Here is a 13,291-nt window from a genome sequence, read left to right as displayed (position 1 = left end):
GCTGCCCGAAACGGCCTGGATCAACCCACCTCCGAAGGAGAACACCGACACAGAACAGGCAGCCTGACCTGTCTCATCAGGATTGACAGATTCCGGACCGTCACGGTGGTTGTCATAGATCCTCTGCTTTCCAGTAGTCCCAGCCGCCGCCGTTCACCCAGTCGGCGCGTTCGTTGCCGAGGCCCGTGTAGCGGGTGCCGGGGCCGGCGGGGAGGGTGCCCGTGGTGTCGGTGTAGGTGAGCACGTCGTCCCACCCCGAAGCGGTTTTCCGTTGTGCCGTGAACAGGTTGTTCGTGGCACGAAGTCGCACCACGTCACCGCTCACGATCGCGATCTCGACGCTGGACAGTGCCCTCCAGACGCCGTTGTCGTATTTGCAGATCGAGACGATGGACTGGGTGACATTCAGCGATACGAAGCGCTTGTTGTCCGGCGTCGATCGCAACATCAGCCAGGCATGGCGTACCGAAGGACTGATGATCCGGCCGGTCACCATCACGTCGTCGTAATTGAGTGTCTGGCCGTAGAGGTAACGTCGGATGCCGTCGGTACCACCGGACACCACGAATACCCCGCCGGACACGGTCGCCGGCAGACTGGACACCTGCCCCAAAGCCACTGGTAGGGAACCTGAGTCGAAGTTCTCGTAATAGACCAGCTTCGACGGCGGTCCGGCTATCAGACTCTTGCTCAGCGCTACGTACGGCACCGAGTTCGAATTGAAGCTCATCGACCCCGCCGCCAACGTCGAGCCGGCCACCAGCGCTGCCGACGTCGCGAACCGAGCACTCGGCCGGGGCGGCCAGGCACTGGGTGCACGCGGCAGGTCAGTGGAATTGGTGCCGAGCAGGGGGCGCGGATTACCGCCTCCCCGTTGGTGAATTCCGATGAAGGCGGTCTCACCCACGTCGAAAACCACCTCGTTCGGCAGTTCGACAGAACGCTCGAACCGTGAGTTGGCAATGCTCGGCGTCTGATTCGGCGAAACCCATTCGATCCGGATGTCCCCGTTCGGCACCATCCGGCCGACCACCACATACAGCTCACACGGATTGCTCACCTCGTCCACGATGAACGTGACGACCTTGCGACCGCCGCTGTACCGGCACCGGATGAACGCACCGTCGAGGGCGTTGGTCGGCGGCGTGTAGGACGGCTCGTAGCGGGCCCATACCGTGTGATCGGCATAGACCGGGTAGCCATTGACGTCGTAGTAGGCGACGTATGTGTAGCTGTACGGGACGTATCCGGGTTTGGCGACATCGGCGTGATCCCACACCCGTCTGTGCAGCATGCAACGCGGAAACGACGCTTCCTCGGTGAGGTTCATCGAGTCCCAATACGGCTTCACCGGCAGGCCGTCGATGATCACCTGAACCTGCGAATTCGTCGCCTGGACTACTTCGCCGGTCTGAACCACAGCTTCCTCGGCAACATCTGCCGAATCACGCGCGGTGGTCGCCTGCTCCCTCGCCTCCTGAGCACGCGCGCGGGATGCGCGGGCCCAGTCGCCGAGGTTGATCAGCCCACCGGTGAAGCCGGTGATCGCGTCACAGAGTGCGGCTGCCAGCTCGTGCAACCCCGCCTGCACTGCCTTGGCGAAGTTGTACGGAATATCGGCGTAAGCGCGCATCACCTGTGCGCGCATCGCTGTCTGCATCGACTGCTGCGTCTGCCCGCCGAGTCTGGCGATGCTGCGCGAACCCGCGGTACCGGAATACGCGCCGTCCGGGAACCTGTTGTCGGGGCTGGTCACAAGTCCTCCGCCTGCCAGTCGCCCCAGCCACCGCCGTCTGTCCACGACTGCCGCTCGGTGCCGAGGCCGGTATAGCGGTAAGCGGGTCCCGACGGCAGCGTGTTCGCCGTATCGGTATGTACCAGCACCGCGGTCCACACCCCGCCGATCTTGCGTTCGGCGGTGTAGACATTGCCGACCGCTTTGAAGCGAAGTTCGGCGTTGTCGCCGACCGAGTGCGACAACGCCGCCAGTGGCGTGTTGTTGGAGCCGTTGGTCCACCGCCCGATCACGAGCGCCGAACTGGTCACCGACAAGGACATATAGCTGCTGTTGGCAGCATCGGAACGCAGGAATAGTCGACCACTGAAATCCGAAGGGTATCGAATTCGCCCGGTCACCATCTGGTCGTCATAGTTGAGTCTTTGCCCGTAGAGATACCGACGCAGACCGTCGTCCAGGCCATCGACCTGAAAGATGCCGTCGGCGGTGGTGGCAATCCGCGCCGACATCCGAACCAGCGCGGTCGGCATCCCGTTTTCGAAGTCCTCGAAGAACGACAACTTGATCGGATCGCCTGTGACAGAAGACTTTCCGATCGAGATGTAGGGCGTCCGCCGAGACGCGAACGATAGCGTTCCCGCGGCGAGGGTAACTCCCGCCGACAGCAGTGACGAGGTGCCGAACTGCGCGTTCACCTGGGGCGGCCACACCGTGGCCGGCCGCGGGATGTCGACCGCCTCGATCCCGAGCAGCGGCCTGCGATTTCCGCCGCCGCGCTGATGAATTCCGACGAATGTCGTCTCACCCTGCTCGAACATCAGGTCGTTCGGCATCTCGACGGACTGCTCCCCGCGAGCGCCGGTGATGAGAGGCGTCTGGTTCGGCGACACCCACTCGATCTTGATGTCACCGTTGTCCAGCATCCGACCGACAACGACATACAGCTCGCACGGGGAGGAAACAGCGTCCGGAATGTAGCTGACCACCTTCCGCCCGCCGCTGTACAGGCAGCGAATGAACGCTCCCTCCAACGAGTTCGCCGCCGGCGTGTAACTGGGCACGTAGTTGGCGCCCACGCCACCGCCGCTTGCCGAAAGCTCCCACGCTGCGCGCTGCAGGAAGTTGCGCGGAAACGAAGCCTCTTCGGTGAGGTTCATCGTTTCCCAGTAGGGCTTGACCGGAAGCCCATCGATCACGACCTGCACACGCGAGTTCGTCGCTTTGATGATCGTGGTCTGACCGTCTGCGGTCACCTGCGCGCCCTGGGCGGTCTGTTGCGCCTGAGTCGAATCCCGCAGTGCCTGATCGGCTTCCGCGCGCAGATCCCGCGCCCAACCGCCGAGGTTGATCAGCCCACCGGTCGCACCGGTCACCGCATCACACAGGTCAGCAGCGAACCGTTTTACACCGGCGTCGACAGCAGCACCCAGATTGACGGAGACGCCACTGAAGGATTTGACGATGTCGCCGGCCACTACTGACTTCATCGAATCCTGGGTGACCTGGGAAATAGTGCCAACTGTTTTACCCCCTGGCCCGGTCAATCCACCCGGCGGGATCGCCCGATCAGGACTCGTCACGGCATCGGCCCATCAAACGTGCCGTCTCGAGCCACATCGGGTTCCAGCGAACGCGCATCAACCAGGTGCGCCAACTCACCGGACTGCTGTAGCTGCCGAACCAGTTCGCGTCGCTCGTCGATACTGAGATCGGCTACCGAACCCACAGCGATCTCCGGCGGACGCGGCGTGCCGATCGGAACCCAGTTCCCCGCCTGGGAAATCCAATGTTCAGTACCTGGCGTCGCCGGATGGTACTCGAGCTGCTGCTCTGCTGGGTGGTGCCGGAATCCCAAGTCCCACAAGTGTTTTGACCACTTTCCCAGGACCTGCTGCGGAACCAGCATCGGACCGTTGCGGGGACCGGGCAGACCGACGAACGCCCATACGAAAGCGTCCTCGGGATCGTCTTGATTGCAGTCTTCCTGCGCGGGAAGTGCCATGTTTTTCTCCGGATCTCGATAACGAACTACATGACGCCGAGCATCTGCAAGTCGCCCATGATGGTTTGAACGTGGCGCAGGGCCTTGACCGCCGGATCCTCCAGCGCCTTGTCCGAGCCGACGGTGATGCGCCATGACGGAGTGACCCCTCGGGACCAAGTCAGGTCCAATGCGGTCACCTGCTCGACGAAGATCTCGCCTACCGGCATCCCCTCGACGGTCGCGCCGATGCGGTCGCCGAGGAAGAAGTGCCCACGACCGCTCTCCCCGATCAGATAGGGAGCGCCGTCGGACACTGTGATCTTGTGTGCGGTGAATGACCGGGTTGCCCAAAGCCCGGCGCGAATCGCCAGCAATGACGACAGCGTGTACGCCTTGTCAGCGCCGGACTCGAAGTGCTCGAAGTAGTGTGACCACCCCATTCGGGGCGGCCTCAACGGCGACTTGAACGACATCCAGGCAAGGATCGTGTCGCTGTAAAGCGGCTTGAGGAAAGTATCCAGAGGGCCGCCCATCGGAGGCAGACTTACGCCGGCGCCACCGATGATCGGAATGCTCACTGTCACAGTCGATGTCAGGTTCCCGACCATCTGCACCATCGCCGAGATCGCCTCGTTCACACCCGGCATGCTGTTGCCGCCGCAGTTGATCTGCACAGCAGTGGCCGGCGAGATCGTGAACTCCGATGTCTCGATTCCGGTGTACTCGTTCTCCCGGTACACAACCCACGGATTCGACGGCAACGTACCGAGCCAATCGTGGCGCTTGTACTCCTCTGGCGCGTTCGGATCAGGCAGGATATTGGGTTGCTGCTCGGCCATGTCGTTGACGAATTCCTGCACCGTGTGCACCAGGCCGTCGAGCACCGAGCCGCCCTCGGAGGTGCCGGAGTAGTACCCTGACTTGTCAACGATGTCGAACACCAGACACCCGTGCCGCAGGACTGCTCCCGGCCACGGCGGCGGATCGCCTTCGAGGTAGCGCCGGCAGGTGACCATCAGGTGCGCGTCGTCGAGAGTCGTCGACGCCATGTCGTGCCAGGTCTTCCACCTGGACGAAATGATCGTCCAGATAGACGAATCGGAGAAGAAGTCGTTGGGTGCCACCACCATCGACCATGTCGATTGATCGAGGTTGAACCACTCCGACGGATCGAGTGGATCATCCGGTAGCGCCCACAGACTTGCCTCTTTGCGGAGGATGTTGAGGAACAGCGACAGCTTCAAACACCATGCCGATGGTCCGGCCAGCATGAAGACCTTCGGGAACTGAAAAATCGCAGGCAGCAGCGGATTACTCCACACCTGGATGTACTTCAGTTCCTCGTAGTCGTGCATGAACTGAATGACCACGGTCTTCAGTCCGGCCGCGGTCTTCTGCAGGGTCGCCGTCTTCATACGCCCGCTCCAACGCGCGCCGTCCTTGTCCACGGTGATGTGCACGTTCTGCGTGGTCCGGCCGCGCGCATCCATGACCCATTTGGCCAGGTAGTGCTCTGCCGGCAACACCAGTTGACCGGTGCCGGATTCGTTGAGTAGCCACTTGAAGTCGGCCGACACCTCCGATCGACAGATGCCACGCAGATTCCAGTCGCCGTCCCACAGCCTGATCAACGGCGGCTCCAGGCGCAGGGTCCTGCGCGTATCCCGAACTGCCCGGCCCGCACGGTGGATAGCTTCGATGTCGGTCACTGCAGCCCCCAAGGCCGCGACCAGTTACGAGGGCACCTGACCTGAATCTGTGCACCCGGTGCCGCACCGCGCACGGTGGCCGGCAGCAACGTCTCAGGAGTCCACGGTGGAACCGAATGCAGGAACATCCGACCGTTCATGCGCGCCCAGACCGAACTGTTGTCCGCGGCGACGATCATCTCTTCGATCGGGTCTGTGTCCACCGTGATGTCCTGGCCCGCGACAAGCGACGGCAAGGTAATAACCCTCGCGGCGAAAGAGTCCTCCCGCCAGGAGAAATCAGGCAGTGTCCACTGTGCTGGCGCGCTACCGACCCACTGCAGCCACATCGGCTGATCGGTGGGATTGGAGATCGGCAACCACAACGTTTCCGACGCACCCTCACCTCGGGTGTCGACGGTCGAGACCGCGGTCGCTGTCGTGTCTTCTTCAACCCACCACGGAATACCCGCCGTGCAAGTCATGGTGACCTGCGCCCAGTGCTTGAGATGTGGGTCGCGCAGCGGCTTGAACTCCGGCTGCTGAGACATCCGCAGGTGCAGCGTGCGCGCACCGTACTCGGTCGTGATGATCAGCTTGGAATCACGGTCGTACGCCCAGGCTTTCCGCCAGGCCGAGTCCACCGACTCCCAATTCGACGAGTCGGTCGCGGAGACGTTCACTCCGAAGACGACATCTCGCTTCTGCCAGTTCGCGCCACCGTAGGTCGCGCCGATCTGGAACGCCGTGGAGTTCCAAATCGTGGTGACAGGTGCGTCGTAGAGCCCAGTCGGGGTGGTGCCGAGCTCGACGCCCTCGCGTCCCTGACCGGGGCCGGCCAGCGTCCATAGCGAGCCATCGACGCCCTCGACTTCAATAGTCGCGGCTTGTGCCATTACAGATTCACCTCAGTTCTAACGTTCGATGCCATTACCACCGACCGGCGTAGGTCAATGCCCCGCGCGCGGAGTCGGCTTGGTCCTTGAGGAATTCGCCATCCACATCCGGCGAAGAGATATGAATCGCCAGCGAGCGATCGGTGGACCGGCGCCGACGCCGACCGGAACCCTCGAGTGCGGACGTAGGATTTGATTGCTGCCCAACAAGATTCGATACAACTCCCGCGTCTTGACTGATCAGCTCGAGCATCGATGGGTTGGTATCGGCGAATCCGGAAACTGACCCGCCGGCGTTGCCCGCATATCCGCCGGTAGCGAGCAAGTTGTCGGTCACGAACATCGGCCGCACATGACTGCCGGACACGCCGCTCGAATGACCCTCAGCGGCAGTACGATCGAGACCAACGAAACCACCCGCAGCGAACCGACCAAGCCTTGTCGCTACGGTCGATCCGCCTGAACTTCCTACCGACATCCACGGCTCGGTGACAGCTGGATAGGCGAATGAGTTCCTGGTGCCGGCGGATCGACGACTGCGTGAGCCTCGACCGCCAGATGCGTTCGCTGTCCCGGACTCGACACCGAACTGCGAGCCCGGTCGGGTCGGCTCGTACGTCCCGCCCCAAGAAACTGGTCCGCCAGCCGCTAGCTCGACAGCCTGCCGCAACGATGACACTCCGACTGCACCACCATCGGCGAACCGCGGGGCGGTGGGGGGATTATCACCGATCACCGGATGTCTGCCCGCCAGTTCCGAACTGCTCAGGGAGAGTTCGCTACGACCCACGCCAGGGCCCAGCAACAACCCGCCATCCGCCCGACGCTCCGGGTCGGTGAATCGACGAATTTGATCAGCGACACCATCTCCGAAGAACGGGAAATTATCGACAAAATCGGCGACTCTCCGAAGGAAACCCTTGATCATATCCTCAATACTGTCGATCAAACCTGACAGCGATTTTGATATTCCATCAAGGAATGCCCCGATACCATTCGCGCACATTTCGAACATCGGCGCTATAAGGTCCGCGAATTTCTCCGAAATCCATTTCCCCGCGGGAATCAGTATGAGTTGATAGAAGTCGCTCAATGCCTTCTTTATCAGATCCCAGTTCTCGACGATCAGAATCACGCCGGTGACGGCCAACCCAATCGCTGTAACCAGTGCACCCAGCGGGTTTCCCGAAAGTAGCAAGTTGAGCGCAAGCTGGCCGATGGCCCAGATCTGGATAGCGACAGCAGCAGCCTCGAATATCGATGAGTAGGGCTCGAGAAGCGATGCGAATCGCTCGATCGGCGAGCCAGCCCCCGCAAGCAGCTCGGAGTCTTGCAAACCGACAGCGGCTTCGCCCGAAGCATCCAACTTGTTCATTCCATCAGCGAATTCAATATTTGCTGAGGAATTTGCACGGAGAGCACCGGACAAAATTCCGTCCACCGGCGCCGCAGATGCAACCGTGCCGCCCAGCGCGCCTGATAAGGATGCACCGATGCCAGTTGCGACAGCTGGCGGCACGAACATGCCAGCGCGCGCAAGAGCACTCCGCGGAAGACGCGACTTCTTTCCTGGTGACTTCTTGTGCATCGGCGTAGATTCCGCTGGAACGGTCAGCCCGGTAGGACCTCCGATATCAAATCTATGCGTCCTAACCGTGCCCGAGGCTTTAGCGTGAACGACATGGTACTCAATCTCAGCGGTACCATTGGCGAGCGACGCGGCCAGTTCCGCATATTTGGGATCTTTCAGCCTCTCCTGCAACCGAACATCGTTCTTCAGTTGGTATTCAAGGTATAGTCGAGAGCCTTGCTGAACCCGAATCTTCCTAGTCGGATCATTCGGATCCGGGATGGATCGCGTTCCCAGCGCCGAACTGCCACCTTTGGCCTCGTAAACGATCAGCCGCTTACCATCGCCTGAGACCGATACTAGGTCAAGAGCATCACTACCCGTCGGTTTCCACGGGACTCCGCGCATCGGCTGATCGTTGAATCTTTCATCACGACCGCCCAGTAAAAGTGATTCACCGCGACCCTCTGATATATCGCGGGCGGAAACCATTCCCATCTCTTCCGACCAGCGATTAACGCGAGAAATAGAATCACTAGCCTGAGACGACAACTGCCTTAATCTGCGAACATCGGCCGCAGACGCATCCAGTTCGGTTTCGAGTCGAAGTAACTCCCTTTCGAGCTTGGTCGTGCTACGTCCATCGGGACCCGAAACCTTCGTGCGGCCTAGCTCATCAATGTTTGCGCCAAGCCTCCTTGCCAGCTCGTTCCGGCGCTTCATAATGTCGCGGCTACCCGCCGGCCCCTCGATGGCCAAATTCCGAATACGCCGAGTTCTTTTCAGCTCGTTGAGCCCTGCCACCGATAGGGCGACGTCGCTATCATCCCACTGGGTGATGTGCACAGGGTCTACAACCGAGTCGTCAGCGACCGGGCGATTAGGATTCCTAATAAATCTACCGTGGAAATCTTGAGCTGTGCCATCTTCATAAATAACATATAGACCGCTCGAATGTCCAGGTTGACGAACCTCTTGAACTATCTTTTTCGCCACATTTCACTTCCTGATTCGATATCCGAAATAGAACAATTTTCCGCACACTCGAATGCCGCGGGAAGGTTTCTCTATTTCCTACACGGTAAATTGACCGTCAGTCTGCGCATGGACCGGCACCAACGCAGGCGGCCATGTATTTCATAAAGATGAAATCTGAGCCTATGGTTAGGCAAGGATCTCCTCAGCACCGTCGCGCAGCGACGCGAGAAGTCGACATAACAGTCGAGCAGAGCCCCTGACTAATACGAGGATCTGTATCGAGCGGTCGAGCTTTACGGCAGTAGACCTGCGAATGGTCGTTACAATAAAATGCCGCTTAGCGATGGATGCGCTGGCGCCAGCCGCCGCGCAGCACCATAGCCAAGGCGACCGGCCGGTAGCAGGGACCGTTCGTTGTCGGCGATGTTCCTAATGGATAGACACGATGTCGCGAGCTTCGAGGAAACCTGCGCTGGCCTGCCTACGCGCTGCGCTTTTTGGCAGATTCCACAGGTCGGCCACGGTTCCCCGACAGATGGCGAGCATTAGGTTTAGTCATGAACGTTCGACTCAATGGGCGTTGACCCACGGCGATTATCCGTTGAATCCAGACTCGCGGTCGACTATCCATCCGTACCGACGGTGCATCTCTAGGTCAGTGGCGATTGCCGCTCCGATTTCGTCACTTCCGGGAATCATCCACCCTGCACTTGCGCAGAATTTCGCAGCCTCGGCCGATGTCCGACTCCAGTCGAAGCCAGCAATAGCAAGGATCGCTCGTACCGCACCTTTCAATACCAACGCGCACAATTCCTTCCTCCGCCAAGTTTCAATATATTTCTCAGCCGAGCTGTAAGTTTTGTTTTCGAAGGAGGTCACGGAAGGAGGGGTCGGGTACGAATGCACCTCTTGCTGAATGGTACGGTCAGTCTGCGGAATCTGATTCCTGATCAACCATCCAGCGATAAGTTGGATTGGTGGCATCTAGTTTTATCAGTCCTGGAGCCATCGCGAGCTCGATAATAACGTTCCGACCATGCCATATTGTGAACGGAGGGTTCGTGCCAGCACGGCCCTCGTCTAGGCCCCCCAACGCAGTAGACAGTTCGGTGTGCAGACTCGTGTAGTGTTGCCGCGTAAGAAGGTCATTTGGAGCCTCGGCAGCTGGTCGATCGCCAACGCGCACGGAGATGCCTTGCACTTCCTGCTCAGGACGACCCCAGTATGCAAAAGACTGCTGCGCTTCGAAGGCGATGGCTTCGGGGCGCCTGACATCTAGATCGGTGGCTATAATTGCCCCACCCTCATCTGCGTCAGAAATCAACCATCCAGCCAGTGAACACAGCTTCGGAATATCTGACATGGTCCAAGTCCAATTAAATTCGGCAAACAGCTTCGCCGCGCGAACTGCACCAGCAATATCGACGTACATCATTACATCTCCTAGATACAGTGAACCCGGTGCCGCGGGGTGTCGCCGTCATTGCTGCGACAAGGCTGCCAACCAGAACCTACCGGATTCGCATGGATGTGCGCTCGCCGTTCTACGAACGCACATCCATGCGAAGGAACTCAGCCGAACCTGCCGACATAGCTCAGACCACGCTGGGCAATGAATGTTTTCGCCTTCTGGTATGCGGTATCAACATCCGGAGTCGACAGGTGGATGGCAGTCGACTGATCGACCGACTCACCACCACCGGCATCCGCCAGCGCCTTGGTCGGGACCAGGCCATGGCCGACAAGGTTCGCCAATGCGCCGGCATCTTGATTGATCGTCTCGAGCAACGAGCGGTTCGCATCGGCGGACTTGGCGTTGACTACGAACTCACCATCAGAGAGCCATGCCGGAACCATGTCGCCGATCGATGACCCGGGGCCGAAGACCGAGCCACCTGCCGCCATGAATACCTCGGGCGGGAAATGTGCGTGGTGGGTGAACTGTCCGTTGTGCGCTCCGGCGGCAGACTTTCCGTATTGGCCGTTTCCTCGCGCGCCTCCCATCTCGAAGTTCACCCCGTTCGGCAGAGTGGCTGCGGTATGGCCGTCTCCGCCTCCGTTGTGATACCAGCCAATATTCAAACTACCGGTGGGTCCCAGCCCGCTGTTGGCCCCGCGAGCGCGCAATGCCTCCTCCTGATTGCCGGTCGCGAAGCGCGAGCCGAACTCCGGCCAGCCAGCGGCGAAGTTGGCCAGCGCGGACACCGCACCGGAACAATCCCCCCAGTTGACACCACCCCACACGTAGGGCGCGCCATCGACACCCTGCGCGAATTCGATCAGGCGCCGCGTCTTGTCCGACATACCCGCCGGTGTAGCGGACGTAGGCTGTTCCTGGTCATCCACCTCGGCGTTCTCATCACCGGCGCCTTCGTCACCCGAGGCGGCCTCCGTCGACTTCGCGCGGTCGGCTTCGATCAGATTCTTGGCTTCACCGATCGCTTGGAACGCCGGGGGGATCCGATCGATGCCGAAGACACCCAACGCATCTCCGAACATGCCCGACATGAAACTGCTCGCCGCGCCCGCGAAGGCAGTCTTTGCAGTGGTATCGACATAGTCCCAACCCGTGCGTTCTTTGCCATCCTTCGTTGGGGCAGGTTCGCCGGTTGAACCGAAAAAGAAACGGCCAACAGCAGATTGTGCCTGCGAACCGAGCAGTGAGGACCACTCGGAGTGCACGACGCCGCCGTCTGCAAACCTAGGCACCGCGCCGGAGTTGATCGCTTCCAGTAGCGGTAGGTTCTGCGAGGTAGACGCGGCGTTGACGATGAATTCACCGTTAGATGCCAGCACAGGAATCACGTCATCGCGCGGTCCCCCCGGCCCGGACAACTTGCCTCCGTCGGCCTTCTTGTCCGGCGATGCGAATGAATGCAGCTTGCTGGCGACATCTTTGGTGCTCACGCCAAGAAATTTGATCTCAGGGAGTGAGCCGATCACGTTCGCGATGATACCGACCACGAACCTGACTTTGTCCATGATGCCGTCGAGCACCCCAGTCACAGCTGACCCCATTCCGGAGAAGACGCCAGAAATACTGTCGATGCTGGATTTGAACATCGGAGCCAGAGTTCCGGCCCAGATGTCTGAGAACCACTTGCCGATCGGCGTCAAGACATTCTTGAACACCCAGTCGAAGCCGACCTTCACCTTGTCCCAGTGCTGGATCAGCAACATCACACCCGAGATGACCAGGCCGATCACGGTAACGATTGTGCCGAATACGCCTCCTTTCATGGAGGTGTTCAAATTCTTCTGCGCACCAGCCATGCTCTTCGTCGCATCGGCGGCGTTCTTCTGCGCACCTACGGATTTCGATGCCTCAGTCGATAGTCTCTTCATCCCATCCGAAGCGCCCTTCACTGCTTCAGCGGATTTCTTCATGGCGTCGGACTGACCTTTGGCCGCGTCTGTCGACTTCTTCATTGCAGCTGCCGAGGCATCGACTGCGCCCGATACGGACTGTGCACCCTGCATGCTGGCGGTTGGTCCGCCCTTCGCCCTCGTATCGGGATTTCCCGCAACACGATCACCAGAAGGCTGCGCGAGTCCGGGGCGAGGGCCTCGGGTTTGCGCGCTGTCACCCCCGGAACTCACAGCATCATCTTGAACAAAACCCGCTTCCCCAGCATTCTGGAGCATCTCCATCGCTGCATCGGGGGCAGTTCCCGCCATCCCCTGAACGAACGCAGTCGGATCGCTGGCAGCACCGGCGAACTGGGGCAGCATGCCGGCGGCGTCTCCGGCCATGGCTGCTGTCCTGCCTACCGCTCTCTTGACCTTGCCCCCCAGAGCCAAGGGAGCCGCCTTCGCTTTGCCTGCGAGATTTCCCAGCTGACTTGGATTCTTCAACTGATCGCGATGCGGAGTACTTGGTCCGCGTCCAGGGATCGGACTCGGCGGCGCTGCGGATTCTTTCGAAGGATTCTTCGATCCGTCAGCGGCAAGGCCATTGGCCTTGTTGAAGCTAGAATCGGTGCGCGTGGAGCTTCCGATTACCTGTTCGTATACCGCATCGCCGGTATACCCTTCCGCCATGTTTTTTGCGACCAAAGAGTCGAAAGTAGGCCCATCAGGGTTTCCATTGTATTTACTTGCATCGCGATGGCGCAGATCTTCGACAGCATCCTCTGGCATCAACTCACGAGCACCCAGTCGCGCCTCGTGGCGTATCCCTTGCGCCCTCTGTGCTCGCTCCCTCAGCGGCACGCCCTCATTTTTCCATTGGGCGTTCAGTTCTGGAATCTTCTGCTGCTGATCGTTGTACCAAACACGAATTCTGGCGAACAGTTCCGGTAACGATTCGTCCGGTTTCGAAGCTTGCGTACCCTGGCCTTGAGGAACTGACACTCTGGTTCGAGCGGGTAACGGCCCCATGAATGGCGTATTCGGTTCCGCGGCCGCAGGTCTACGGGACGGCTGCGTATTGTTTTC

General features: G+C 60.1%; 8 protein-coding genes. All 8 read right to left on the bottom strand.

Translation table 11 applies throughout. The features are described from left to right. Window positions 1–112: 112 nt before the first annotated feature. The 8 genes from ACFWVD_RS27090 to ACFWVD_RS27055 all read right to left on the bottom strand — a co-directional run bounded on the left by ACFWVD_RS27090 (window position 113) and on the right by ACFWVD_RS27055 (window position 13,207). Window positions 113–1,756 (bottom strand): hypothetical protein, encoded by a 1,644-nt coding sequence (locus ACFWVD_RS27090; RefSeq protein ID WP_379247502.1) that lies wholly within the window; start codon window positions 1,754–1,756, stop codon window positions 113–115. Beyond that, window positions 1,753–3,225: a hypothetical protein gene (locus ACFWVD_RS27085; RefSeq protein ID WP_379247500.1), complete on the bottom strand. Its 1,473-nt coding sequence runs from the start codon at window positions 3,223–3,225 to the stop codon at window positions 1,753–1,755. The genes ACFWVD_RS27090 and ACFWVD_RS27085 overlap by 4 nt, the downstream gene beginning before the upstream one ends. Window positions 3,226–3,314: 89 nt before the next feature. After that, a complete protein-coding gene (locus tag ACFWVD_RS27080; RefSeq protein WP_379247498.1) occupies window positions 3,315–3,740 on the bottom strand; it encodes a DUF2744 domain-containing protein in 426 nt (141 codons plus the stop codon). A 26-nt stretch (window positions 3,741–3,766) separates the two neighbouring features. After that, entirely contained in the window at window positions 3,767–5,431 is a 1,665-nt protein-coding gene (locus ACFWVD_RS27075; protein WP_379247496.1) for a phage tail protein, read from the bottom strand. Continuing rightward, window positions 5,428–6,306, bottom strand: a complete 879-nt coding sequence (locus tag ACFWVD_RS27070; RefSeq protein ID WP_379247494.1) for a phage tail protein — start codon at window positions 6,304–6,306, stop codon at window positions 5,428–5,430. Before ACFWVD_RS27070 ends, ACFWVD_RS27075 begins: the two co-directional genes overlap by 4 nt. Before the next feature lie 34 nt (window positions 6,307–6,340). Next, entirely contained in the window at window positions 6,341–8,872 is a 2,532-nt protein-coding gene (locus tag ACFWVD_RS27065) for a hypothetical protein (RefSeq protein WP_379247492.1), read from the bottom strand. A 907-nt stretch (window positions 8,873–9,779) separates the two neighbouring features. Further along, the gene (locus ACFWVD_RS27060) at window positions 9,780–10,289 is read right to left on the bottom strand and encodes a DUF6301 family protein (protein WP_379247490.1); all 510 of its coding nucleotides are present in this window, start codon (window positions 10,287–10,289) and stop codon (window positions 9,780–9,782) included. 137 nt (window positions 10,290–10,426) lie between these two features. Then, window positions 10,427–13,207, bottom strand: a complete 2,781-nt coding sequence (locus ACFWVD_RS27055; RefSeq protein WP_379247488.1) for a hypothetical protein — start codon at window positions 13,205–13,207, stop codon at window positions 10,427–10,429. Window positions 13,208–13,291 lie beyond the last annotated feature (84 nt).

It is taken from the genome of Nocardia sp. NPDC058666 (genome assembly GCF_042714895.1).
Classification (GTDB): domain Bacteria; phylum Actinomycetota; class Actinomycetes; order Mycobacteriales; family Mycobacteriaceae; genus Nocardia.
The sequence above is the reverse complement of the archived record's forward strand: the minus strand, read 5'-3'. Positions and strand labels throughout refer to the sequence as shown.

What these genes read in the sequence shown, in the direction of transcription:
- ACFWVD_RS27070 (WP_379247494.1), bottom strand. Translation starts at nt 6,306, where the DNA reads ATGGCACAAGCCGCGACTATTGAAGTCGAGGGCGTCGATGGCTCGCTA.
- ACFWVD_RS27060 (WP_379247490.1), bottom strand. Translation starts at nt 10,289, where the DNA reads ATGATGTACGTCGATATTGCTGGTGCAGTTCGCGCGGCGAAGCTGTTT.
- ACFWVD_RS27085 (WP_379247500.1), bottom strand. Translation starts at nt 3,225, where the DNA reads ATGAAGTCAGTAGTGGCCGGCGACATCGTCAAATCCTTCAGTGGCGTC.
- ACFWVD_RS27080 (WP_379247498.1), bottom strand. Translation starts at nt 3,740, where the DNA reads ATGGCACTTCCCGCGCAGGAAGACTGCAATCAAGACGATCCCGAGGAC.